21 protein-coding genes and 2 pseudogenes are annotated in these 24,737 nt (G+C 67.4%); 10 read left to right on the forward strand and 13 right to left on the reverse strand.

All coding sequences use genetic code 11. The features are described from left to right. Positions 1-70: 70 nt before the first annotated feature. Positions 71-586, reverse strand: coding sequence for a bifunctional nuclease family protein (locus KOI47_RS09775; protein ID WP_216215669.1), 516 nt, complete (start codon positions 584-586; stop codon positions 71-73). 255 nt (positions 587-841) lie between these two features. On the opposite strand from KOI47_RS09775, the gene KOI47_RS09780 reads away from it, so the two are divergent. Next, complete coding sequence (locus KOI47_RS09780; RefSeq protein WP_232376843.1) at positions 842-1,246, forward strand: DUF6292 family protein; 405 nt, start codon at positions 842-844, stop codon at positions 1,244-1,246. A gap of 47 nt (positions 1,247-1,293) precedes the next feature. On the opposite strand, the gene KOI47_RS09785 is transcribed toward KOI47_RS09780, so the two are convergent. From KOI47_RS09785 to KOI47_RS09800, 4 genes are all read right to left on the reverse strand, one after another. Further along, a complete protein-coding gene (locus tag KOI47_RS09785) occupies positions 1,294-2,376 on the reverse strand; it encodes an acyl-CoA dehydrogenase family protein (protein ID WP_232376649.1) in 1,083 nt (360 codons plus the stop codon). Between the two features lie 82 nt (positions 2,377-2,458). Then, a complete protein-coding gene (locus KOI47_RS09790; protein ID WP_216215672.1) occupies positions 2,459-2,791 on the reverse strand; it encodes a hypothetical protein in 333 nt (110 codons plus the stop codon). A 5-nt stretch (positions 2,792-2,796) separates the two neighbouring features. Continuing rightward, positions 2,797-4,143 (reverse strand): hypothetical protein, encoded by a 1,347-nt coding sequence (locus KOI47_RS09795; RefSeq protein ID WP_232376650.1) that lies wholly within the window; start codon positions 4,141-4,143, stop codon positions 2,797-2,799. Positions 4,144-4,168: 25 nt separating this feature from the next. Beyond that, a complete protein-coding gene (locus KOI47_RS09800; RefSeq protein ID WP_216215674.1) occupies positions 4,169-4,492 on the reverse strand; it encodes a hypothetical protein in 324 nt (107 codons plus the stop codon). Positions 4,493-4,725: 233 nt separating this feature from the next. Here KOI47_RS09800 and KOI47_RS09805 point away from each other — a divergent pair, with 233 nt between their 5' ends. Both KOI47_RS09805 and KOI47_RS09810 read left to right on the forward strand, forming a co-directional pair. Further along, the gene (locus tag KOI47_RS09805) at positions 4,726-6,282 is read left to right on the forward strand and encodes an MFS transporter (protein ID WP_216215675.1); all 1,557 of its coding nucleotides are present in this window, start codon (positions 4,726-4,728) and stop codon (positions 6,280-6,282) included. Between the two features lie 148 nt (positions 6,283-6,430). Next, positions 6,431-10,174, forward strand: a complete 3,744-nt coding sequence (locus tag KOI47_RS09810; protein WP_216215676.1) for a CARDB domain-containing protein — start codon at positions 6,431-6,433, stop codon at positions 10,172-10,174. Between the two features lie 60 nt (positions 10,175-10,234). On the opposite strand, the gene KOI47_RS09815 is transcribed toward KOI47_RS09810, so the two are convergent. Continuing rightward, positions 10,235-11,056: an SDR family NAD(P)-dependent oxidoreductase gene (locus tag KOI47_RS09815; protein WP_332461451.1), complete on the reverse strand. Its 822-nt coding sequence runs from the start codon at positions 11,054-11,056 to the stop codon at positions 10,235-10,237. A gap of 154 nt (positions 11,057-11,210) precedes the next feature. After that, the gene (locus KOI47_RS09820) at positions 11,211-11,564 is read right to left on the reverse strand and encodes a PLDc N-terminal domain-containing protein (protein WP_216215677.1); all 354 of its coding nucleotides are present in this window, start codon (positions 11,562-11,564) and stop codon (positions 11,211-11,213) included. Between the two features lie 133 nt (positions 11,565-11,697). On the opposite strand from KOI47_RS09820, the pseudogene KOI47_RS36345 reads away from it, so the two are divergent. From KOI47_RS36345 to KOI47_RS09840, 5 genes and pseudogenes are all read left to right on the forward strand, one after another. Continuing rightward, positions 11,698-12,180, forward strand: a pseudogene (locus KOI47_RS36345) (SMI1/KNR4 family protein); the annotation flags it as partial. Between the two features lie 166 nt (positions 12,181-12,346). Next, positions 12,347-12,664 carry a hypothetical protein gene (locus tag KOI47_RS09825; RefSeq protein ID WP_216215678.1) on the forward strand — a complete coding sequence of 106 codons (318 nt, stop codon included), beginning with the start codon at positions 12,347-12,349 and terminating at the stop codon, positions 12,662-12,664. Then, entirely contained in the window at positions 12,661-13,395 is a 735-nt protein-coding gene (locus KOI47_RS09830; protein WP_216215679.1) for a hypothetical protein, read from the forward strand. Before KOI47_RS09825 ends, KOI47_RS09830 begins: the two co-directional genes overlap by 4 nt. After that, positions 13,392-13,991, forward strand: coding sequence for a hypothetical protein (locus KOI47_RS09835; protein ID WP_216215680.1), 600 nt, complete (start codon positions 13,392-13,394; stop codon positions 13,989-13,991). Before KOI47_RS09830 ends, KOI47_RS09835 begins: the two co-directional genes overlap by 4 nt. Positions 13,992-13,993: 2 nt before the next feature. Beyond that, a complete protein-coding gene (locus KOI47_RS09840) occupies positions 13,994-14,656 on the forward strand; it encodes an ABC transporter ATP-binding protein (RefSeq protein ID WP_216215681.1) in 663 nt (220 codons plus the stop codon). Positions 14,657-14,772: 116 nt separating this feature from the next. On the opposite strand, the gene KOI47_RS09845 is transcribed toward KOI47_RS09840, so the two are convergent. The 6 genes from KOI47_RS09845 to KOI47_RS09870 all read right to left on the reverse strand — a co-directional run bounded on the left by KOI47_RS09845 (position 14,773) and on the right by KOI47_RS09870 (position 22,006). After that, the gene (locus tag KOI47_RS09845) at positions 14,773-15,795 is read right to left on the reverse strand and encodes a hypothetical protein (RefSeq protein ID WP_216215682.1); all 1,023 of its coding nucleotides are present in this window, start codon (positions 15,793-15,795) and stop codon (positions 14,773-14,775) included. A gap of 166 nt (positions 15,796-15,961) precedes the next feature. Next, on the reverse strand, positions 15,962-16,369 hold the full coding sequence (locus KOI47_RS09850) for a hypothetical protein (protein ID WP_216215683.1): 408 nt from the start codon (positions 16,367-16,369) through the stop codon (positions 15,962-15,964). A gap of 678 nt (positions 16,370-17,047) precedes the next feature. Continuing rightward, entirely contained in the window at positions 17,048-17,671 is a 624-nt protein-coding gene (locus KOI47_RS09855; protein WP_232376651.1) for a response regulator, read from the reverse strand. After that, positions 17,656-18,771: a hypothetical protein gene (locus KOI47_RS09860; RefSeq protein ID WP_216215684.1), complete on the reverse strand. Its 1,116-nt coding sequence runs from the start codon at positions 18,769-18,771 to the stop codon at positions 17,656-17,658. Before KOI47_RS09860 ends, KOI47_RS09855 begins: the two co-directional genes overlap by 16 nt. Next, positions 18,764-19,822 (reverse strand): sensor histidine kinase, encoded by a 1,059-nt coding sequence (locus KOI47_RS09865; RefSeq protein WP_216215685.1) that lies wholly within the window; start codon positions 19,820-19,822, stop codon positions 18,764-18,766. Before KOI47_RS09865 ends, KOI47_RS09860 begins: the two co-directional genes overlap by 8 nt. 1,542 nt (positions 19,823-21,364) lie before the next feature. After that, positions 21,365-22,006 (reverse strand): TetR/AcrR family transcriptional regulator, encoded by a 642-nt coding sequence (locus KOI47_RS09870; RefSeq protein WP_216215686.1) that lies wholly within the window; start codon positions 22,004-22,006, stop codon positions 21,365-21,367. Between the two features lie 81 nt (positions 22,007-22,087). Here KOI47_RS09870 and KOI47_RS09875 point away from each other — a divergent pair, with 81 nt between their 5' ends. Continuing rightward, positions 22,088-23,866: an ABC transporter ATP-binding protein gene (locus tag KOI47_RS09875; RefSeq protein ID WP_216215687.1), complete on the forward strand. Its 1,779-nt coding sequence runs from the start codon at positions 22,088-22,090 to the stop codon at positions 23,864-23,866. Positions 23,867-23,994: 128 nt separating this feature from the next. Further along, a pseudogene (locus tag KOI47_RS36245) lies at positions 23,995-24,687 on the forward strand (ABC transporter permease); the annotation flags it as partial. Between the last annotated feature and the right edge of the window lie 50 nt (positions 24,688-24,737).

Below are 24,737 nucleotides of genomic sequence, written 5' to 3' on the forward strand. Positions count from 1 at the left end.
CGGCCCGTCCGCGCAGCGGCTGGACGGGTGGTGCGGCCGGGGTTGTCGGGTAGGGGCGGGGCCGTCCTGGTCACTGGTCCTTGCCGAAGTCCTCGGGCCGGACCTCCTCCAGCAGGGTGCGGAACTGCCTGATCTGTTCCTCCTCGGAAACGGACTCCGCCGCGGCCGGCGTGCCCGAGGCGTCCTCCACCACTTCCAGCTCGACCGCGGCGACCTCGAACACCGCCTCGGCGACCTCGATCCGGGCTTGCGCGCGCAACCCGATGGCCACCGCGTCGCTGGGCCGCGCGGAGACCCGGGTGTCCTTGTCCAGCACCAGATCGGCCCGGAAGATGTCGTCCCGCAGCTCGGTGACCTCCACCCGCGTGACCCGGCGGCCGAACATGTGCAGCACATCACCGATCAGTTCCACGGTGCTCGGCCGGACGTTCTCGATCTGGTCCTTGGCGGAGAGGATGGCCTGCGCTTCCGGCTTCCCGACGGAAATCGCCAGCCAGCGACGGTCTCCGTCGGTCTCCCGCAACAACATCACGGGAGACTCGCCGCCGGACAGCAACGCCACCCCGTGCACCTCCACCGGAACCACGAGGTCTCACCCCACTTCCCCGTTGCGACGTGTACTTGGCCCGCCACCGGTTTACCCCACCTCCGGCGGAATCACACCGCCGCGGTGGGTCCGCTCGACTTGGCGTCCGTGGCCGGACCGGGCTACCGTGAAGGTGGCGGTTGAGCCCACAAGCCGCGTACTCCACTGTTTCTTCCGGCGGGGTGCGGGCGGTGGTATGCCGCGGATTCCGCGCACCCCGTCGCTGACTTCAGGAGAAGTTGGACGGTGAGCGGGATGGACATCTACGGCTGCACCGAACCTGCCGAACGGGGCCTGCGCTGCTATCTCGAGCGGGTGGCCGCCGGCCTGGGAATCGGACCGGAGTCCGCGTGTTGTGAACTGGCCTGCCCGGCCACGGCCTACCTGGCCCTGGACGAGCGCCCGGTGGACCTGCCCGGATGGGACGCGGCGCTGGTGTGGGACGACGAGCGTGGCTGGGCGCTGGGGGTGGAAAACTCCGGCCGCAAGGAGCTGCGGGTGCTGGCCTGGTACGGGCTGGAGGTGGTGCCGCAGCCGGAGGAGGTCGTCCGGTTCGCCAAGAGCGTGCTCGGCGGCCATCGCCCGCGCTCGCCGGGACGTCCGGCAGGCTCGCCCGAGTGGGTTCGCGCCCAGCTGGAGACGTACGTGCCCACCGGCTGACCGGCCAGCACGCGCGGATACGTGCGGGCGCGCCCATGTCCCGGCCGTCAGGTGCCCGGACCGGCGAGCAGGTCGCCGCCGACACGGTCCTTGCAGACCTCAACGGAGTAGGCCATCAGGCCAGGGGCCTGCGCGTCCCGGAAGTGCCGCTGGATCGGTGAGCTGCGCAGGTATCCCGAGCCGCCGCCCACCCGGACGCCGAGCTGGGCGATGTCCCGCGCGATGTCGTTGGCAAGTGGCTTGGCACGCAAGGCCGCGGCGGCGAACTCCGGGGAGTTCTGGTCGGCGAGCCAGCAGGTCTGCCGCGCGTACAGGGTGGCGGAGTCCAGCCGCAGGTGGGCATCGGCGACCTCGAACCGCAGCCATTGCATCTGCGCCAGCGGCTCGCCGGTGGTGGGGATGGTGCGGTTCCTGGCGTGGTCGACCAGGGCGGCCAGCGCGGCGTCGGCGATGCCCAGCGCGAGGAAGGGCAGGCCGGCCGCGATGTGGTTGGGCTTCGGCTCGGCCGGTGGCAGGCACCGGCGGTCGGCGGGCAGCAGGGTGCCGTCGAGCTGGATGAGCTGGCTGCGGCTGGCCCGCAGGCCCATGGTGTCCCAGATCGGGATGTAGCTGACCGTGTCGTCCGGGGCCAGCCCGAAGAAGGCGGGCTGGCCCTCGACCAGGGCGTTGATCAGGAAGTGGTCGGCGATCTCGCAGCCGGAGACGAAGCGTTTGGCCCCGGTCAGGCGGTACCCGCCCGGCACCGGCTCGGCTGCCTGCAGCGGCATCAGGAACATGTTGCCGCAGCTGGGCTCGGACAGCGCGTTGGCGAATCGGTTGCCAGCGCGCAGCTCCTCGGCGTAGTACTTCGCCGCGCCGGGCGCCGACATTTGCACCAGGCCCGCGGCGGCTCCGATATGCATCAGCCAGATGCACGCCGTGGACGGGCAGGCGGCGCTCAGGATGCGGACGATCTCGCCGAAGGAACGGAAGCTCAGCGCCTGCCCGCCGTACTCGGCAGGCAGGGTCGCGAGGTCCAGCCCGCTGGCATGCAGGGCACGCAGGTTCCGAATCGGCAGCTCGGCCGTGTCGTCCAACTCGGCCGCGGTCTCCGCGAAGCCCGCGGCGAGCTCGGTCGCGGTCGTTACCAAGGCTTGCTCGTGCGCGGGCGGTCCGAGCGGATGATCGTTGTGCATGGGCGCCATTATCGTCGGCCCGCGGCCGGACACCGCCCTAACCGCCGGGGAAGGGCGCGTAGCGTTGTTCCAGCTCGACGGCCTTGACGATCAACAGGAGCAGCAGGAGCCCCGGCACGACGAGCCAGGGCCAGGCGAGCCTGCGCCCCGGACGTACCAGCAACACCTGCATCACCAGGACCACCAGCGCGACGACGGTACCGGCCCTGGTGACCAGGTTGACCACATCGATGGCGCCGTAGTCCCAGACACCCTGCGGGGTGATGCCGTAAGCGGCGACGACGAAGATGCCCGCGAAGATGTCGGAAACGACCGCGAGCACACCGGCGAGCGCCGTCTTCGCGGGCAGTCCGTTCTGGTTCTCCGGCATGGCGGCTAGCCGAGCGCTTCCTTCGCCTTGCCGAGGTTCTCCATGAAGCCGTCCCCGTACCCTTGGGCCGCCTTGCCCTCCCAGTACGGGCCGCCGTTGTATCTGGCCGCCAACTCGCGATACTCCTCAGCCGTCATGTTCTCGCTGTCACCGAATCCGGACTGCTGCTTCAGGTCGGAAAGATGAGCCGCGGCGACGAAAATGTTCTGCTTGGGGTCGTTCAGCGCCTCGACGATCTCCATCCGCTGGGCCGGGGACATGGTCGCCGGATCGTATCCCAGCGTCTCGGCGGCCCGGCGTACCTGGATCGCGATCGGGCCCATGGAGGTGGCGTTGGACCTGCGGTCGTCGTTCGGGTCCAGACCCGGATTCTCGGCCTCTTCGCGCATGCGTAGGCCGAGGACACCGTAGTCCAGCCAGTATGCCTCGCCCGCCACTTCCTGCCAGGCGATTCCGGCCACCAGGTCTCGGGGCAACCCGTACTTCTCCGCGGCGGCGGAGATGACCTCCCGATTGTCCCGGACCCACTCCGCACGGTAGGAGTCATCCGTCTCCCAACCCTGGTACCACGGGATGGTGACATTGCCGCCAGGTAGTTCGGCGGCCGCGGCCTTGATCTCGGCCAGCGCGGGTGAGGTCCCGTCGGAAAAACCGCCGGGCCCGTATCCCGGCTTTTCTCCGGTTCCGCTGAGCTGAACGTTGGGGTCGCCGGAGGCGTCATCGGCCTCCTTACCGATCGCCGAGATGCCACCGATGATGGCCGCTGCGTCGGCGGAGTCCGCCCTGAAGTCGGGAAGTGTCGTGTACGCCGTGTTCAGGGCGTCCAGGCAGGTCGCTCTGGCTTCCTCTTCCACCTGTTTCGCGGCGGTGAACTTGCTTTTCGTCTCATTGTAATAGCGTTCGGCATCCGCTCGGATGGAATCGAGATCCATGCCGAGTTCCGCTATCCAGTCGAGGACTCCCGTGGTGCCACGGATGTCCTCCCATTTCCGCATGGGTTCGGCGGCCTGGGCGGTGGCTGTGAAGGCGTAGGCGACCGAGTCGACCAGCTCGGCCAACTTGGCCTCGGTGACCTGTCCCTCGTCCACGAGCCTTTTCGCCCTCTCCAGCTCCGGCCAGTACCCGGCCAGCGCTCGGTGCGCCAACTCGAACGCATGGGCCAGATTGTCAAGGAGACCGTTGGCGTCGGCAATCCGAAGATCGTACTTCTCTCGTCCCGCACCTTCCCATACGAGGTCGTCCTTGGCGCGCCGCAGCACGGGCCGCACGCTGTCGAGCAGATCGACCATCCGCTGGAACTCGCGCGCGTTGAGCTCGACGAACTCGGGACCACTGCGCTCGATGTACTTCACCTCGGAGAAGTGGGTCACGGTGACCTCACCTTTTCTCCGGGGGCACATAGGTGCCTGTCAGGAACCTGTCGAGCCTCGCGGCCATGTTCTGGTCCACCGAAACCAGCGCCTGCCCCGCGGCGGTCAGCTTCGTGGAGAGGGCACCGAGCAGCGCCACCAGATCCTGGAACTGGTCATCGGCAAAGCGCGCGAACTCCTCGACCTTCTTTCCGACGTCGGGGTGGCTGCGTGGCGCCTTGGCGGCCACGCAGTTGTCCCCGTCCAGACGGCCTTCCCGTAACAGCCCCGCGACCTCAGCCAGCAGATGCGAGCTCCCGTCGATCGACGCGGGGTCCGCGCGAAAGTTCATGATTCCTCCCCCGGCCGCGATTCTCACCGCGGCCTCAGGGTAGCAGTATTGCTTCGACAATTTCGAGATTCGAATTGTCGATCATTTCTCGATGGCCGTATCAAGATCGTCCCGGTCCGCCGCTGCCCCGCGAGCCCGGCCGCTGCCGAAAAATTCTCCAGTGGGTGTCGTTCCGGCGCCGTCCCGTTCGACGTACCGGTGACAGGCGAGGACCGAGATCATGGAGACGAGTGATGACCGTGGAGACGAAGGCGACGGCCGGCCGCCGGGAGTGGACCGGACTGGCGGTGCTGGCGCTGCCCACCCTGTTGCTGTCACTGGACCTGAGCGTGCTGCACCTCGCGGTCCCGCATCTGGCCGCTGACCTGCGGCCCAGCAGCAGCGAACTGCTGTGGATCATCGACATCTACGGATTCCTGATCGCCGGGTTCCTGGTCACCATGGGGACGCTGGGGGACCGGATCGGGCGGCGGAAGCTGCTGATGATCGGGGGCACGGCCTTCGCCTTGGCTTCGGTGGTGGCGGCGTTCGCCTCCAGCCCGGCCATGCTGATCGGGGCGCGTGCGGTGCTCGGGGTGGCGGGTGCGACGTTGATGCCCTCGACGCTGGCCCTGATCAGCAACATGTTCCGGGACCCGAAGCAGCGCGGCACCGCGATCGCGGTGTGGATGAGCTGCTTCATGGGTGGCATGGTGCTCGGCCCGCTGGCCGGTGGCCTGATCCTCGAGGTCGCCTGGTGGGGCGCGGTCTTCCTGCTGGCCGTTCCGGTCATGGTGCTGCTGCTGGCCACCGCACCCAGGCTGCTGCCGGAGTACCGCGACGAGCAGGCTGGCCGGCTGGATCTGACCAGTGTGGCGCTGTCGCTGGGCACCATCCTGCCGGTCATCTTCGCGCTGAAGGAGCTCGCCAAGAGCGGGCCGAACCCGGGTACCCTGCTCGCGCTGGTGGCCGGTCTGGGTCTCGGGGTGGTGTTCGTCCGGCGGCAGCGGCGGATGGCCGAGCCGATGCTGGACCTGAGCCTGTTCCGCAACCGGACCTTCACCGCCGCACTGAGCATCATGCTCGTCGGCGCGGTCACCATGGGCGGTGTCTTCCTGCTGGTCAGCCAGTACCTGCAACTGGTAGCGGGCCTTTCGGCCGCGCAGGCCGGTCTCGCGCTGGTGCCGCAGGCGATCGCGGTGGTGATCGGCTCGCTCATCGCTCCGCGGCTGGCCAGGCGGATCCGGCCGGAGTTCGTGCTGGGTCTGGGGATGCTGGTGGCGGCGGCGGGGATCCTGCTGTTCACCAGGGCAGACAGCGGTGACGGGGTGGTGCTGGTGGTACTCGGCCTTTCGGTGGCCGCCTTCGGGATGGGCCCGCAGGGCGTGCTGTGCACCGAGATGGTGGTCGGTTCGGTTCCGCCCCGCAAGGCCGGGGCGGCATCCGCGATGTCGGAAACCAGCGGCGAGTTCGGGATCGCGATGGGAATCGCGGTGTTCGGCAGTATCGGCACCGCAGTCTACCGCGGCGATCTGGCCCTGCCCGGCAGCCTGCCTGCCGGCCCGGCGGCCGAGGCCACCGAGAGCCTGGCCGGCGCGGTCAACACCGCCGCCGGCATCGGGGATCAGGCCGGCACGGCGCTGCTGGCCTCGGCACGGGAGGCCTTCACCAGCGGGCTGCACACCGTCGCGGCCATCGGCGCGGTCGCCGTGGTGGCCTTCGCTCTCGCCGGCATGCTCGCGTTGCGCAGGGCCCGTTCCAGCACCGAGCACCCGCAGGACACCGAGACGGAGGCGCTGGTCGCCCCCTGATTCCGGGGCTCTTCCCGACCCGGACCGTTGACGAACCGGTCACACGTATGCAACCTTTGATTCCCTGTTTGCAAGAACTCGACTGATCTACGCAAAAGATGGTCGAGCTTGCGGAAAACCCTGCTTTCCACTCGAACAGAGGATCCTCATGGAACGGAAACAACCCCGGTGGCGGTTGCTGACCGGTCTCCTCACCGCCGGCCTGCTGGCCGCGGGACTCCTGCCCGGCTCCGCTTCCGCCGCGCCCGGCTCCCTGGACGCGGCCGGTGCCGGCAGCACGGAGGGGGCCCCGACCACCGTCCTGGACACGACTCTCTCCGCCAGCAGCGCGCTGCCCGGCTACCCGGTCGGCAACGCGGGCGATGGCAACCAGGACAGTTACTGGGAGAGCACCAACAATGCCTTCCCACAGTGGATCCAGGCCGACCTCGGCTCGACCACCGCGGTGAACCAGGTGGTGCTCGAGCTCCCCGCGGACTGGGAACCCCGCACGCAGACGCTGACCGTGCAGGGCAGCACGACCGGCACCTCCTTCGACACTCTCGTCGAGTCCGCGGGCTACGAGTTCGATCAGGGCTCGGGCAACACGGTCACCATCCCGTTCACCGCCACCACCCGCTATCTGCGGCTGACGGTCACGGCCAACACCGGCTGGCCTGCCGCGCAGTTCGCCGAGTTCGAGGTACACGGGCCGGATTCCGGGGACACCCAGGCGCCGAGCGCGCCCTTCGACCTGGCCTACACCGAGCCCGAGCCAGGGCAGATCAGGCTGACCTGGGGCGCGGCCACCGACAACGTGGACGTGACGAGCTACGCGATCTACCGCGACGGCACGCTCGTCGCGACCGTGCCGGGCACCGAACTGACCTACACCGACACCCCGCCCGCGGCGGACACCGTGGAGTACTTCGTGCGTGCGCGGGACGCCGCGGGCAACGAGTCGCCGGACAGCAACCGGGTGACCAGGGTCGGGGAGGGGCCAGCAGGGGAGAACCTGGCCGAGGGCAAACCGATCGAGGCGTCCTCGACCGTGCATTCCTATGTCGCCGCCAACGCCAACGACGGTGACGTCGGTACCTACTGGGAGTCCGCGGCCGGATACCCTTCGACCCTGACCGTGCGGCTCGGCGCGAACGCGGACATCACCTCGGTGGTCGTGCGACTCAACCCCGACCCGATCTGGAGCCCGCGCACCCAGAGCATCGAGGTGCTCGGTCGCGAGCAGTCAGGGTCGGAGTTCACCACCCTGCTCGGCAGGGCGGACTACGCCTTCGACCCCTCGGCCAACCAGAACTCGGTGACGCTGCCGGTGAACGGCCGTGCCGCCGAGGTGCGGCTGCGGTTCTCCGGCAACACCGGCGCGCCCGGCGGGCAGGTCGCCGAGTTCCAGGTGTTCGGCACACCCGCGCCCAACCCGGACCTGACGGTCACCTCGATGACGTGGACGCCCAGCGCGCCGACCGAGACCAGTGAGATCACCCTCTCCGCCACCGTGCGCAACACCGGCAGCGCGCCCGCGGGGGAGACCGTGCTGGACTTCGCCCTTGGCGGATCGGCCGTGGGCAACACCCGGGTGGCGCCGCTGGCCGCCGGAGCATCGGCGACCGTCTCGCTCAACGCCGGTACCCGTGCCAAGGGCAGCTACACCTTGTCGTCCACAGTGGATCCTTCGGACACGGTCGTGGAGCGGGACGAAGAAAACAACACCCGCACCGCGGCCGAACGCCTGGTGGTCGCGCAGGCACCAGGGCCGGACCTGCGGGTGCTCGATGTCACGCCGAATCCGGCGAACCCCGCGGTGGGGGCGCCGGTGACCTTCACCGTGACCCTGGACAACCCCGGTACCTCGACCGCGGAGGAGTCGGTGACCAGGGTGTCCGTGGGTGGCACGACGCTGGACACCGGGACCCCGGCGGTCGCCGCGGGAGCCACCGAAACCGTGCCGGTGGACGGCAGCTGGACCGCGACCAGCGGCGGTGCGACGATCACCGCCACCGCCGACGCGAACGACGCCGTCACCGAGACCAACGAGACGAACAACCAGTTCTCCCGGTCCCTTGTGGTCGGACGCGGCGCCGCCGTGCCGTATGTCGAGTACGAGGCGGAGGCCGGCCGCTATGACGGCACCCTGCTGGTGACCGACCCGGAACGCACGTTCGGGCACACCAACTTCGCCACCGAGTCCTCCGGCCGCCAGTCGGTACGGCTGGACAACACCGGTCAGTACGTCGAGTTCACCTCGACGAACCAGGCCAACTCGATCGTGGTGCGCAACTCCGTACCGGACGCGCCGGGTGGGGGCGGTGCCGACCACCCGATCAGCCTGTATGTCAACGGAAACTTCGAGCGGAAGCTGACGCTCTCCTCGAAGCACAGCTGGCTGTACGGCAACACCGACGATCCGGAGGGCCTGACCAACACCCCGCAGGCCGACGCGCGGCGGCTGTTCGACGAGTCGCATGCACTGCTGGGGCGGTCCTACCCGCCCGGCACCACGTTCCGGCTGCAGCGGGACGCGGGCGACGACGCGTCGTTCTACATCATCGACCTGATCGACCTCGAGCAGGTCGCGCCGCCGAAAAGCAAGCCTGCCGAGTGCACGTCGATCACCGAGTACGGTGCGGTGCCGAATGACGACGGTGACGACACCTCCGCACTCCAGCGGGCGGTGACCGATGACCAGAACGGCGTCATATCCTGCGTCTGGGTTCCGGCCGGGCAGTGGCGGCAGGAGCAGAAGATCCTCACCGACGATCCCCAGGACAGGGGGACGCACAACCAGGTCGGGATCAGCAACGTCACCATCCGCGGCGCGGGTATGTGGCACTCGCAGTTCTACACGCTGACCGAGCCGCAGGACGCCGACGGCATCAACCACCCGCACGAGGGCAACTTCGGGTTCGATATCGACAAGAACACCCAGATCTCCGATATCGCGATCTTCGGCTCCGGGCGGATCCGCGGCGGGGATGGTGGCGCCGAGGGCGGGGTCGGCCTCAACGGCCGGTTCGGCACCGGCACGAAGATCTCGGACGTGTGGATCGAGCACGCGAACGTCGGGGTCTGGGTCGGCAGGGATTACAGCAACATTCCGGCGCTGTGGGGCCCGGCCGACGGCCTGGAGTTCTCCGGCATGCGCATCCGCAACACCTACGCCGACGGCATCAACTTCACCAACGGCACCAGGAACTCGCGGGTGTTCAACTCCTCGTTCCGCAACACCGGTGACGACTCGCTGGCGGTATGGGCCAACCGGTACGTCAAGGACCCGGCGGTCGACATCGCGCACGACAACGAGTTCGTCAACAACACGATCCAACTTCCGTGGCGCGCCAACGGGATCGCGATCTACGGTGGTTACGGTAACCGGATCGAGAACAATCTGGTCTACGACACGATGAACTATCCTGGCATCATGCTGGCTACGGACCACAGCCCGTTGCCGTTCTCCGGCGAGACGGTGATCGCCGGCAATGCCCTGTACCGTTGCGGTGGCGTGTTCTGGAACGAGCAGCAGGAGTTCGGGGCGATCACGTTCTTCGCGCAGACCCACGACATCACCGGCGTGACCCTGCGGGACACCGAGATCCATGACTCGACCTACGACGGAATCCAGTTCAAGAACGGTGGCGGCAGTATCCCGGACCTGGAGATCAGCAATGTGCTGATCGACAAGTCGAACAACGGGGCCGGCATCCTCGCCATGGGAGGGGCACGTGGCAGCGCCACGCTGACGAACGTGACCATCACCAACTCGGCCGAAGGAGACATCGTCATCCAGCCCGGGTCGACCTTCAAGATCAACGGCGGTCCGGCACCCGCACCGTCCGAACGGGACGATCGGAAGGCGGAGAGCGTCCTCCCGCCGTCCCGCCGCGACGGCACCGGGTAGTCGTTCGGCAGGCGAAGGGCTCGCGGTCCCGTTCCGGGGCCGCGAGCCCTTCCTGCCATGTCACGCGGGGAAGGCCGAGCGGGCGGAGTAGCCGAAGTCCATGGTCAGCGCCGTACCGTGCACGCCGCCGGCCTGCGGGGAGGCGAGGAACAGTACGTGTTCGGCGATCTGCTCGGGTTCATGTACGGGGTAGCCGGCCCCGGTGAAGTCCCCGCGGCCGAGGTCGCCGCGGCTCATCGGGGTGTTGACCACGGAAGGGCAGACGGCGTTGACGCGCACCTGGCCTGCCGTCTCCACCGAGAGTGCCCGCGCCAGCTGGACCACCGCGGCCTTCGAAGCGCAGTACGGAACCATTCCCGGGGCGGCGACCAGGGCCGAGTCGCTCGCGACCAGGACCGCGGCGGCATGCGGTGAGCGGCGCAGGGCCGGGAGGGTGTGTTTCAGCGTCAGGTAGGCACCGGTGACGTTCACCGCGAAGACACGCTGCCAGTCGGCGAGGGAGACCTGCTCCAGCCGGCTGCCGACCGGGCCGGAGATTCCGGCGCAGGTGATGACGATGTCGATGCGGCCGAAGCGTTCGAGTGTCGAGTCGACGGCCGAACGCACCGATGGCTCGTCCGTGACATCCGTGCCGATCGCCAGTGCCGGGAGTTCCCGCACGCCAGGGAAGTCGTGCTTGCCAAGGGAGGCTACCCGCTGCCGGACGCCTTCGATGTCGTGATCCAGCAGCACGGGCGTCGCCCCCCGGCGTGCCGCCAGGCCGGCGACCGCCGCACCGATGCCACTGGCGGCGCCGGTGACGAGGACGACGGCCCCGTCGAGTTCCGCGGCAGTGGGGGTCATGGTGCGCAGGTGGGTACGCGGCCGGGCAGCCGCTGCCACGGCTTGCTCATCTGGCTCCTTCTCCTCGAATGGTGCGTCGGTGACATCGGCACGGTACGGATTGCCGCCGGACACCCGCTAGGACACGCGCGCACGGACCTTGCCGCGCTGATTACCGCGGCCGCCGTCACGACAACTGAGCGTGCGGCCCCGTTCACCCCTCGCCGCGGGCTTTGCGCCGTTGTTCCTCGGCTCGCTCGCGGCACCGGCGCAGGAACTCCTCGTCGGCGGCCGGATCGGGGGCTGCGAAGCGTCCCGGCCGGTCGTACTCGGGAAAACCGGGCGTCTTCCGCTCGTATGCTCCTGGCCGGTACGCCCGCGTGCCCTCCGGCCGCCCGGCGATCAGCCACAGCACGCCTCCCACCAGTGGCAGCAGCAGAACGACGACCAGCCACCCCATTTTCGGCAGGTTCCGGCAGTCACCTTCCGGGGTGGTGATGATGTCCACCAGGCAGAAGATCCATACGGCGATCGTGATGACGCCGAAAAGGCCACCGAAGTAGAGCACCGCGCAAACCCCCATTCTGACGTGAGGCGCAAGGATACACCGGCCGCGCACAAGCGGTGGCCAGGTACCGCCGTCGCGCCTGCCGAGTCCGTCGTGGTCAACCGCGCCGGAATGACGAACCACAATGGCGGCCATGACCACACCGCTCGAACGATCCTGGCGCCGCATCACCACCTGGCTCGAGCGGAGCGCCCCCACCACGGCGGCGGCACTCCAACCTCCCGAACCACCCGAGGTCCGCGACTCCCTCGCGACCACCCTCGGCAGACCCCTTCCCGCGGAGCTGCGCGCCTGGTGGGGCCTGACCGGCGGGATCGCAGATCCCCGTGCCGGCAACCTGTTCCCCGACGTGTTCCGGCCGCTTTCCGCCACCGAAGCCCGCACCGAATACACCAGCCTCGCCCGCTTTCCCGACCCTGCCTGCTGCGATCCCGACAGCACCCATCGCCAGCCCGCAGGCACCGGCGGGCTGGGCTACTGCACCGCCCTGGTTCCCCTCGCCCGTGACCTCGGTGGCGACCTGCTCACCGTCGACCTCCGCGATGGCGACCAGCATGGCCGCATCCTCGACTGGAGTGCCGAAGGCGGCTACCTGTCCACCTCCTGGGTCACCCTCACCGATCTGCTCACCACCACCGCCCACCGCCTCGAACATCCCACGACCGTCCCGCCACGCACCCCCGCCCCGACCATCACCGAGGACGGACCTCACGCCCGCGAACGTCCGCGTTCCCGACGAGAGCGGTGGTTACCTGAACGTATTGGCGTACATCCTGGCCGGTATGGCCACGCTGGTCCTCGCCTTCATCCTGCTGCGCGAGGGGAAGCGGATCGGGGTACTGCGGCTGGTCGGGTTCCCCGCGATGCGAATCTGGTACCAGGTCGTGGGGCGGCTACAGCTCGTCTCGTTCTGCATCGGCCCGTGTGCCTGCGTGGTTGTCTCACTCGTCGTGCCCGGGGTGGACCCCCTGTTCCTGCGCACCCTCGCCGTCACGCTCGGCCAGGTGTCGGTGGCCGGATTCGCGGCCACGTTGGGCGTCGGACTGATCATCATCAATCGCGTACGAGTCTCGGACCTCATCAAAGGAAGCCTGCAATGAACGATCAGACACGACGCGCGGACCATAAGCGTCCTCGCTCGTCCTTCGGCTCGGCGATCACGGTACCCGCGGTGTTGAAGGCCGTCTGCGGGGTGGTGCTGGCCGTCCTGGTCGTGGTGGTGTGGGAGCAGTTCGTGGACTTGGACGAGCGGCTGGAGACGATGGCTCCCTGGGAGGACGTCCAGGACTATGCGATCTTCTACCCGCGTCTGGTGGGAGACGACCAGGAGGAACTGGAGACCGGCGGCGATGCCTCGACGGTCGCGGAGGCGCGCGGCCTGTACCCGGTCCTCGAGGAGGCTGGCGCGCTCTATATCGACTCCGTCAACTACCAGATCGGTGTGCCGGACGATCCGTCGTCGCTCTGGCCCGTGCCGCCGATCCGGGTGAACAGCAACTACCTCGAGCAATACCCGATCCTGGATGCTTCGCGGAAGCGGATCGATGTCGCGGACGACGAGCAGGCATGGGTGGTCGCCGTGCCCGACAAGTTCAAGGCGCAAGAGGCGCAGATCAGGGAAACGGTCCAGAGTATGCGAACCGGGGGAGGGGGAATCACCGGCGCCGTGCAGGCGGAGGCACGGATAGTCGGCGAACAGGCGCCGGCGCGGTTCGCCGACCAGGAGGTCCGCATCATCTGGATGGCTTCGGGGCAGGAAGTGTTCAGCTTCGACCCGAAAGTCAATCCCGAGCACGGGAACATGATCACCGACCCATCATCGAGGTCATGACGCCCGCGAACAGTTTGCCGGTTGACCGGCTGAACTCGGTCACCGGCGGTCTGGACACCGCGATGAAGGTCCGCGTCGACGGCGACCCTGCGGCAGTGCTGGCCGAGGTCACCCCGTTGCTGCGGGAGCTCGAGCTCGAGGACAACCTGCAGCATCTGGTGAGCGTGCACGACGCCATGGGCACGCAGGTCAGTGAGTTGCGCAGCGCGATGACACAAGCCATCGCCTTCGCGGGCGGTGCGCTGCTCGTCATGGTGGTACTGAACGCGATGATCGTTGTCATCGGGTTCGATCGGCTGCGCAGGCGGCTCACCGTACGCAGGCTGCACGGCATCGGGTTGATCCGGTCCTGCCGGGAGCTGCTCTTCGTGCTGGGCGGGACGTGGCTGGCGCAGAGCCTCGTGGCCGCCGCCGTGGTCGTGTGGCTGGGCACGCAGACGATGTCGACGCCCGATGTCGAGGTGGACCCGTACGCGCAGCTGCCGAAACTGCTGGCAGTGGTCCTCGTGTCGTTGGTGGTCGAGGCGCTGCTCGTGGTGGTGACCGCGCGCATCGTGGAACGCCGGAACGCGGTCAAGCGATTGAAGGAGCTGTAGTGGTGAAACTCTGTTGCGAACTCCTGGGAGTGCGTAAGCAGTACGGCAAGCGCCGGGTTGTGGACGGCTTCGACCTCCGCGTCGAGGCGGGTGAGTTCATCGCGCTCACCGGTGCGAGTGGAGCGGGAAAGTCCACTGTGCTCAACATGATCGGGTTGCTGGACGCCCCCGATTCCGGCGAGGTCCGGGTGCTCGGAAGCAAGGCGCCGGGGCCGCACACGCGCGCCGCCAACCGCCTTCGCCGTTCGCACCTGGGCTATCTGTTCCAGAACTTCGCCCTGATCGACAGCGATACGGTCGCGCACAATCTCGACATCGCCCTCACCTACGCGGCTCGCGGCACCTCGAAGCGGAAACGCATCGCCGAAGCGCTGGCGCGGGTCGGACTGTCCGGAGCGGAGAACCGCAAGATCCTGTCCCTGTCCGGCGGTGAACAGCAGCGGGTCGCCGTGGCTCGGCTGCTGCTCAAGCCATGCGACATCGTCCTCGCCGACGAACCGACCGGCTCCCTCGACGCCGAGAACCGCGATATCGTCCTCGGCTTGCTCCGCGAGCTCAACCAGTCCGGCAAGACCATCGTCCTCGCGACGCACGACGAGCTCGTGGCAGGCAGTTCTTCGCGGACGGTGGATGTCGCCGGACAGTTCACACACGGTCCCACCTGACCCGACGGTGGTCGGCCGAGGTCGTCGCGAGGTGGCGTTTCTACTCGGCTGAGCATGGCGCCGAGCAAGATCAACCTAACGCAACGAGGCTCGGACCCTGGAACAGCGCTGGGGCGTCAGCAGGTGCGTCGGTAGGTAACCGCACGTGTGCTGCCCAGATGCGAGCTGTCGAGTGTTGCTGCGAGGACTCCGTCGTCGGTCAGCACTGTGTTGTGCGGGAGGTGGTTGTAGTCGTCGGTGGTGACGAGGGTATGTGTGAGCACGCCGTCGTCCCAGATCCCGAGGTTGTAGTCCTTGGCGGGATCGACGTAGCTGCCCACGGTGGTGGTGCCGGAATCGACTCGCAAGTGTGCCACTCGTTCGCCGAACTGATGCACGAGTCTGCCATTGAGGTCGAGCTCGACGCCCGCGCGCCTCGGTGCTGTTCGTTGAGACGCGGTACCGACGATGCGGCCGTTGCGGAACCCGTCGAACCAGTACCACCCGTCCGGGGTCAGGGGTGGGATCTCGCGGAAGGTGCCGTCGGGGTGCCAGACTCCTCCGCCCGGCCGGTCGCCGTCAGTCTTGTCGTCGGTGGCGATGAGGATTCGGCCCTGTTCGTCGATGTCGACCGGGGATGCGTAGTCGTACCGGGCGGGATCCGGATTGATGACCAGTGGGGTGTCCGGGTTGGTGGCGGGCCACAACACCACGCTGACGTAGTCCGCTACCGGGTGGGGATAGCCCGAGCCCACGATGTCACCGGCATTGTTGATGGCCCACGGCCGCACCCGTCGCATCCCTGCTGGTATGGGCAGCCGTGCATAGGCACCGTCACGGTAGACGATGGGGTCGTCGAGGGCGCCGTGGGCTACGGTATGTCCGACCGCGACGCCGGAGGCGTTGATATCGTCCAAGAAGGTTTGCTGCCCGAGCGCACGGCCGAGCACTTCCATCTCGCCGTTATGCCACCGCACTTGCCGCGTGCCGCTTGTGGTGACCGAGCCGACGAACCATCCGCCCGACGCCGCGCTCGCCACCGAGCTATGCTTGGCGTCGGCGGGAACCGGCAGCGGCGTCATCGGCCAGGCGCATTCCCGGGCCACCGAGGTCCCTGCCGGCACCTGCGCAGCCGCCAGCCCAATCGTCAACACCAGCACACCGCGTCTCGCTACCATCTCAGTCCCCTTTCTGCTCTCCTGTCCTCGTCCACGACGACACCCGCCGAACCGGTCCCAGCTGCTGCCAACGCCCAACGTCACCGCCCCGGAGCCCGGGGCGGTGACGTCGATTATGGCGCTCGCACCTGCTGTATGAGGCTTCCTACTAGAAGTTGTACGTCTTGATCCGGTCGCAGGACTTGCGCTTACCGTCCTTCACAAGACACTTGTAAACCTTCACTTTCGTTGCCTTCTTGTACGGTCGGCTGTCGCCCGGCTTCTTCGAGAAGTGGTGTATGTCACCCTTGGGGCAGGCATGCCTCGAATAGTCGCGATCGATGAGCTTGCTGCCCTTGTACCAAACAATCTTGGCCTGGATGCAGTAGCCGTCCGCCCTGTTGTCCCGCACCCACCCCCGGATCGAGGTGCTGCTGGCATGATCGATCTTGATCGTTCCGCGCGAAGCGGCTGCCGACGCCGAAGGTGCCGTATCCGACGCCACCGGCGCGCCGGTCGCAACTCCTCCAACACTCAAGGTTAGGGCGGCTGTCGCGGCGCCGACCATCGCGGCCATACGTTTCCTACTCGACATCATTTCCTCCTCGTTTGTTTCCTCGCTCCTGGATTTCCATCCGGAAAGGCTGTAATATCGTTGGCTGCTTATTGTCGCCTTGTGTCGAAGTCAATGACGACTCGCTGGGCTTGGATATATTTATGAAACGACAATTTGGAATCGCACACCCAGCGCGATATCCAATAACTTCTGTGCGAGCGAAGCGATACCCTTCCGCACCACTGACTCGGGGCGCTCAGCCTGACGCTGACCGCCATCAGGTCTCCTGTGCATCGGGTCCTGCCCGAAAGCCTCACGGCGGGATGGATGACCCGAAACTCCTCATCACAGTCGAGTTCCGTCTTCATCGTTCGGCCGAGCGGGGTGTCCACCTGGCCGGGTACCGGCGTCTCGGCGGACACCGGCGGGCTGACCCCGAGCGTGGTGCCGCTGACGAGCGCCGCCGCGACTGCCGTACGTAGTTGGAACCGCCAGTGTGAACTGTGCCTAATCATGGCTGCTGAACCTCCTGCCCTGACGAGGTCAGGCAACGGACAACTCAAGATTGTCTATTCCGGATCTGCGTCTGTGAGCATATGGAGCACGCGCGGCATCCGGTGTCGGGCGAACGCCCCACAGAGCCCTTGTACTCAGGCGCCGTCGGGCTCTTCGTTGAGTTCGGCGAGCGTGATGAGGCCATCATCGAGCGCCCGGGTTACCAGCGCGCTTTTGGTGGTGGCCGCCCGACCGGCATTGGCGTACTTGATTCGCACTCGTTCGATATAGGTGTCGACCGTTTTCACACTGATGTGGAGCTTGGAGGCAACAAGTTTTGGAGGAGCAGGCGAACCATGCGCGCATTACGTCGATTTCCCTGGCGGAGAGTCGAGGGTTTCCCGGTTCGTTGTCGGCGACGAACGCCCCGGACAATGATGGTGCGGTGTAAGATTGACCGCCCGCAGCGGCTCGTATCGCTGGTATCAGGTGCTGCTCGCCCTCGGCTTTGGTCAGGTAGGCGAGCGCGCCAAGCTTGACACACTTGATTGCCGTTGCGTTGTCCGCGTGCTGGGAGTAGACGATGACGTGGCGACCGTCGTCCGCCAAGCGACGTAGCTCACCGAACGAGGTTTTGTTCGGTTCGAGGTCGAGGTCGAATATCACCACACACGCTGCCCCGCCGGGGCCGGTCCACACATCGGCAAGGCGGGCGCCGGCATCGATCAGGGTAATCGGTGGATCGGCCCGTTCACACCAGTACCGGACACCTGTGATGGTCGCCGGATGATCATCGATGATCACCGCCGTAATCAGTTCGTCCGCCACTGGACCTCCACCCAGAGCATGCTGTCGTCCTGGATTTTCTCGAGCCGGACGGCAGGACTGGTCGGTTGTGGGAGATCGATGTCACCCGAGTCCGCGATGACGTTCACGGACACTGATTCCGCGGTGCCGACCACCGCGACTCGTGCCCACGACGTTGCTGTCGCTAGTACGGTCAGCGGGGCCTCGGTGAGGTCACGTCGGATGCCGGGGGGAGGGTCGAACCACTGACCGCGGAAGTCCATCTCGACCAGTACGCCCTTGCGGTGAGCGACGTCAGCACAATGACGAAGCTCGTGTGCCAGCCGATTGGAGGTATCATCGACCTCTGCGAACAGCCGCCGCAATCTAGCGGCCTGGATGGCACATTGTCGCCGAACCTGGTCGTCTTGCGGATCGAGGTTTCTGCTCGCCAGACCCCGTAAGAGGGGAACTATATTCTCATGCAGATCTGTGAATTGCTGCTGGCGCCGACGATGGGTCTCGGCCGCGACGGCTTCGGTGGTCTTGACCTGTTCGGCCTCCCAGGCGGCCCTGGTCGCTTTGGTGGCGATCGTGCGCAGTACGGCGGTAAAGACCGCAACACACGTCGGATATCCGATCACACTGATCGACCCGGTGGCGAATCGAAGCAGGATATCGCGGTTCACATCGACGAAAGTAAGCATATAGACCAAGGCGATGGTCCAGTGCGCTGCGAGGAAAGCTCCTATGGCCCAAGAAGGGCTGTAGAGAAATACGACGAGGCCGACCCAGTTGGCAACGCCGAATGCCCAGTCGGCATCATCCGCCGTCACGTTGCCGGCTCGGTTCGTGTACGAGATCAGCGACGCGGCGACAATCACCGCCCCTGCAGGCCACCGTAGCTTCCCCCAGGAACGGCGCCGGGCCACCAGTACAACCTCGAACACGAGGATCCCGGCCAGCATACCGAGCGCACAGAGCTGAGCCAGCGGCAGATCATAGTGTTCCCAGGATCTCAGTATGCTGCGTAGACGTATGCCGACTGTGATCGTCGTCGTGACGAGCACCGCGATACGCAGCCCGGAAAGCAACTGGCCACGCGTCTGCGACCTGACTATTTCCTGCGCATTCTCAGTCACCGTGCCACTCCAGCCGCACGACCGTTCCAACCCCAGGGCTCGACATGATCTGCGCCGTACCGCCGATGCGATTTATCCGTCCCACAACGCATTCGCGCAGCCCACGCTTGGTAGCCGGCACATCGGCTACCGCGAAGCCCGTCCCGTCGTCGATGACCTCGAGCCGTAGCTGCTGCGAGTCACCGTGAATCCGCACCTCCGCCTTGGTCGCATCGGCATGACGAACCACGTTGTTGACCGCTTCACGCGCCGCGCCGGCCATGCAACGCCCGACCGGGGAAGGGAGCACCAGACGTGCTGGAGCGTCGATTTCCACCGGCAAGGGGACGGCCGCGAGATCGGTCTTCAGCCGTTGAACCAGATCCCACTGGTCGGGTGCTTGCTCGCCGTAGGTGTTGAGCATATCGAGATCCCGGCGCGCTTGCGGGACCAGCCATCCGGCATTCCGCGGTATCGTGCCGGTGCCGACCATCAGCAGTGTGGTGGCCGCCGCGTCGTGCAGCGCATTAGCCAGGTCACGTTCGTCAGCACGAACAGCAGTGGCCACCTGCTGAGTCCGACGCGCTTCCTCCGCGGTGGCAGCCATATCGTCAGCGGCTCTTGCGCCACGCTGCACCAACACCAATGTCAGCCTGGACAGTACGGCGGCGACCCCTACCCACGCCGTGCCCGTGACGTCCAGGCCGGCCGGTCCGTCGGCCATCGCCACGACCGCCACCAGAGCGCCGCCGGCCAGCGTCGTCACCACGGCCCCCCACAGCAACGTGGTGTGCCATTGATAGGCGATACACGCGAAGGTCACCAAGAGCCGAATCCATCCCCAGTTGCCCTGCTCGACGGCCTCGGTCCACATCGTGCTCACACACACGCCAACCAACACCGCGGCGTCCACGACGACAAGCCACCGGCCACGCCAGCGCAACAGCCACCACACATACATTCCGCTCCACGCCACCACGACGATCACTACCCCAGCAGTGGCCGCCCTATGTTCGGGGGAGACACGGAGCAGCGCGATGGCCGCAACTGGGCCGACGGTGGCGAACCGCACCGCCGCGGCATACCGCGGACCGAACCGGTTCACCAACCGCGTCGACTCGCCATCAACTCGAGTCACGTCGCCATCAACCGACCTCCACCCACAAACCCCAGTGTCTGCATGAACGGCGAATGGACGGCTGAGATCGCTGAAGCAAGATTGACCGCGTGCGTCCGGTAGGCTCGCTCACGAGCTGGTGGTTCGTGCCCTAAGCTAGGTAGATCTCCGGATCCCGTCCGTGTGCCGTGGCAGGTGTGGCGCTCATCGGGGCCGTGATCAACGTCAGCAACGCTGTTGTGGCAGCCGCATCATAGGCATGCCGTGTTCGAGATCGTATTCGTCGACGTCCTTCCTTTCCGGGGTGTCGTGACTATCGTGGTGACCACATCTGAATTCCCGCCCCGTTGTCATGCCCATCGACATTGATCTCGACAAGTTACCCGCCGTCGGATACGTCACCCGAATAGAGTCGGCACACGAGGGGCACCAGTACGGACGCGCATCGCCGGGTACCGGGCCTCGGGCGATCGGCGGAAGATCGCGGCGATGAAGCAGGACCTGCTGGCGATGGACGTGGCGAGACTGGTCGAGCTCCTGTGGGCGGCGCGGCCGAAGCCCAAGCTGTGGACACCGGAGCGGGTGCGGTTGTGGCGGCGGACGCGGGAGGTGCCGTACCGGGTGATGGTGTGGACCGCCGAGCAGCCCCGGCGGTGGCGGATCAGATCGTGCAGAACGGGTGGGAGCCAGGCCAGTCCCGGCCCAGGACCCCCTCGTCGGAGGGGATCGTGGCGATCGACCCGCCATGGATACCTACACCGGCGTCGCCCAGGAAGTCGCCGCGGACGCCGCTCGCAAGCTGGCCGCGAGCATCCCGCGGACCGCGCTGCACCCTGCCCGCACTCTCGGGCCCCCCTCGGGCCAGCAGCAGACCTCAATGGACAGTGCCACAATGGAGGGAACAACCATGGACAACACAAAACCCCAGGTCAACACTGTTGAGAACCTGGGGTGTGGGGGTGCGCCATCAGGGACTCGAACCCCGAACCCGCTGGTTAAGAGTCGCGACCTGCCCGTGTCGGGTGGTGACGCCTGATGTCGGACAAGACCTTGGTGGCTGCTCATGTCCGGTCGTCGGTGTCGGTTCGTGCCGTGCTCGGTCACCGGGTGTTGGAGTTCTCGGGCTCGTCTCGGGCTCGCCGATGTCGCCCGGTGTCGCGAGGTTCGGTTTGGTCGGGTGCCGGGGTATGCCGGCGACCGGTTGTGCGGCGGGGCGGTGAGATTCGATGAGCACGGCGGCTCGGATGGCGAGGGCAGGCTCGGGCCAGGCGCCGCGCCGTGCTGGCTCGCTTGGCGTGGTCGTGACTGTGATCATGGGCATAGTGGTTGGGTCGATCGCGGGATTGTTGATCGCTATTCGGCACATGCTGGCATTGAGGGTGGCTGCGGAGCACGTCGCGAATGGTTTTGGCCTGTGCTTTCGCCGACCTTTTGCCTCTCTCACTTGATCCGCTGTTTCAGCGGACGTTGGATGGTGCGTCGGCTGGAGGGTGGCGGTCACTGCTCGCGGCGAAGGACGTCGCCGAGCCCGCGTTCGAGCCAGCGGAAGGCGTGCTGAGTGGCGGTGACGGCGTCGGGGTAGATGTCGTCGGGGTGTTCGCCTGCCATGACCCTTCGGGTGTTCTCGGCGAGGAGTACCTGTTGGGCGCTGTGGATCTGGGCGGCGATCAGTTGTGCGGAGAGGTCGGAGGCGCCCTCGTCGACAAGTGCCTTGGCGAGTAGGTGCTGGCTCTGGTCCTGGTATTGCATGTTCCGCACGGCGAGGGCGGGCGTGGTGTGCACGAGCCGCCCGATCCGCAGCACGTGCGGGCGTCCGCTGAGGCCGGTCATGGGTTGCCGCTCGGCGAGGGCGGTCAGCAGGTAGTCACGGATGGCGCCGTGCGGGGTCTGTCCGACGGGTCGCTGGCGCACCACGGCCGCGGGCTCCTCGATGTGGTGCTTGCCCGAGCCCAGCACGAGGTCCTCTTTGACCTCGAAGTAGTTGAACACCGTCTTCTTGGACACGCCGGCGGCGTCGGCGATCTCGGCGACCGACACGTTGTCGAAGCCGCGTTCCTCGAACAGGTCGAGCGCGACCCGGGCGAGCAGGCGCCGGGTCTCGTCCTTCTTGCGTTCACGCAGGCCCATCGGCGTGTCCATCGCAACACCATACCCCGGGACTATTTATTCTCCAGGTAGAAAAGTACACCCGGTAGAAGTTTTTCAGGTAGCATGGCGGCCATGTCGATCACGCCCGAGCGCGCGGGCCCCGCCGAGCCTCCGGCCGCGCTGCTTCCGGTGCTGGCCCGGCGCTTGCGTCCCTACCGCCTGACCGTCGCGGTGGCGGTGGTGCTGCAGCTGGTGCAGGCGCTGGCGATGCTGTACCTGCCCACGCTGAATGCCGACCTGGTCGATCACGGGATTGTCCCGGGCAACACCGGCTACATCCTTGGCCACGGCGGGTTCATGCTGGTCGCGACGCTGGTCCAGATCGTCTGCGCGGCCGGTGCGGTGTTCCTCGGAGCCAGAGTCGCGATGAGCCTGGGGGCCGACCTGCGCGCGGCGGTGTTCGACCGGGTGCGCCAGTTCTCTGCGCGGGAGCTCGGGCAGTTCGGTGCGGCGTCGCTGGTGACCAGGACGACCAACGATGTCCAGCAGTTCCAGGTGCTGGTGTTCACCGTGCTCACGCTGGCGCTGGCTGCACCGTTCCTGGCCGTGGGCGGGATCGTGCTGGCCGTCGGGCAGGATGTGCCGCTGTCCGGGGTGCTGGTGGTGGTGATCCCGGTGGCGGTCGGGGTGATCGGCCTGCTGATCAGCCGGATGATTCCGCCGTCGCGGGAGATGCAGGGCCGGATCGACGTGGTCAACCGGGTGCTGCGGGAGAAGATCACCGGGGTCAGAGTGATCCGCGCGTTCGTCCGGGATGCCCACGAGCGGCGCCGGTTCGCCGAGGCCAGCACGGATCTGATGGCGGTGGCCGTGCGGGTCGGCCGTTTGCAGGCCTTCTTTGGTGCTTCGGCGATGCTGCTGGCCAACCTCGCCGCTATCGCGGTGGTCGCGATCGGCGGGGTGCGGGTGGCCGACGGTGCGATGCAGCTGGGCTCCCTGATCGCGTCCCTGAGCTACCTCGGGCAGATCCTCGGCGCGGTGATGATGGCGATGAGCGTGGTCATGCAGGCGCCGCGGGCGAAGGTGAGCGCGGGACGGATCGGCGAGGTGCTGGACACCGAACCGGGCGTTCCGGAGCCCGCGGTACCCGCGGTGCTGGTGTCCGCGCCGGGCAACCTGGATGTGCGCGGGGTCGGCTTCGCCTATCCCGGTGCCGAGGAGCCGGTGCTGCGCGAGGTCGACCTCCTCGCCCGTCCCGGCCAGACCACGGCGGTCATCGGTTCCACCGGCAGTGGGAAGACCACGCTGGTGAACCTGATCGCGAGGCTGCTCGATGCGGGCGAGGGTTCGGTGTCCATCGGTGGTGTCGACGTGCGTGAGCTGTCCCGCGGCACACTGGCCCGCACGGTCGGGCTCGTTCCGCAGCGGGCTTTCCTGTTCTCCGGCACGATCGCGGAAAACCTGCGCTACGGCGACCCGGAAGCCGGCGACGAGCGGCTGTGGCGGGCGCTGGGCAGCGCCCAGGCACGCGAGTTCGTGGCGGCTATGCCCAACGGGCTGGACACCGTGCTCGGGCAGGGCGGCAGCACCGTCTCCGGTGGGCAGCGGCAACGGCTGGCCATCGCCCGTGCGCTGGTGGCCGCGCCGGCCATCTACGTGTTCGACGACGCGTTCTCCGCGCTGGACACCGCCACCGAAGCGGCCCTGCGCTCGGCCCTCGCCACCGAACTCGGCGATGTCACGCAGGTGGTCGTTGCCCAGCGGGTGTCCTCGATCCGCTCGGCCGACCGGATCGTCGTGCTGGACTCCGGCCGGGTCGAGGCCGCAGGCACCCACGACGAGCTGTTGGCCACCAGCCCCACCTACGCCGAGATCGCCAACTCCCAGCTGGCCCTGCAGGAGGCATCGTGACCACTGCACACCACGACGCCCAGCGACCGGCGAGGTTCTGGGCCACCGCGCTGCGGCTGCTGGCCGCGTTGCGCCCGGACCGGGCGCGGGTGCTGCTGATCATGATGTGCGCCGTCGCGGGCGTCGGGATGACCATCGTCGTGCCGCTGCTGCTCGGCCGGGCCACCGACATCGTCGTCGCCGGGATCAGTGCCGGCGGGGTCGACTTCGCCGCCGTCGCGAGGACGCTCGTGCTCGCCGGCCTGCTGTCGCTGGGGTCGTGGCTGTGCGTGGTCACCCAGGGCAGGCTGATCGCCACCGTGGCCCAGCGGATGGCGTTCCGGCTGCGCGAGGACACCGACCGCACGCTGTCCCGGCTGCCGCTGCGTTACTTTGACACCCGGCCCCGCGGGGACGTGCTGTCCAGGGCGACCAACGACATCGACAACCTGTCGCAGACCGTGCAGCAGGTGTCGTCGCGGCTGCTGGCCTCCGTGCTCGGGCTCGTCGGGAGCCTGGTGATGATGTTGCTGATCTCGCCCCTGCTCACCGGTGTGGTGTTGCTGACCGTGCCGGTGACGCTGTGGACGAGCACGGTGATCGCCCGCCGGTCCCAGCCGCAGTTCGCCAGGCAGTGGTCGGCCACTGGCCGGCTCAGCAGCCACCTGGAGGAGACCTACAGCGGGCACGAGCTGGTCACCGCGTTCGGCAGGGGAGAGGAGGCGACGCGCACGTTCGCCGGGCACAACGAGCAGCTGCGCTCGGCCGGTACGTCCGCCCAGTTCGTCTCCGGCCTGATCGCCCCGGCGATGACCTTCCTCGGCAACGTCGGCTACGTCCTGGTGGCCGTCATCGGTGGCATCCGGGTGGCTTCCGGCGCGCTGTCGATCGG

The sequence above is a fragment of the Amycolatopsis aidingensis genome, from assembly GCF_018885265.1.
GTDB lineage: Bacteria > Actinomycetota > Actinomycetes > Mycobacteriales > Pseudonocardiaceae > Amycolatopsis > Amycolatopsis aidingensis.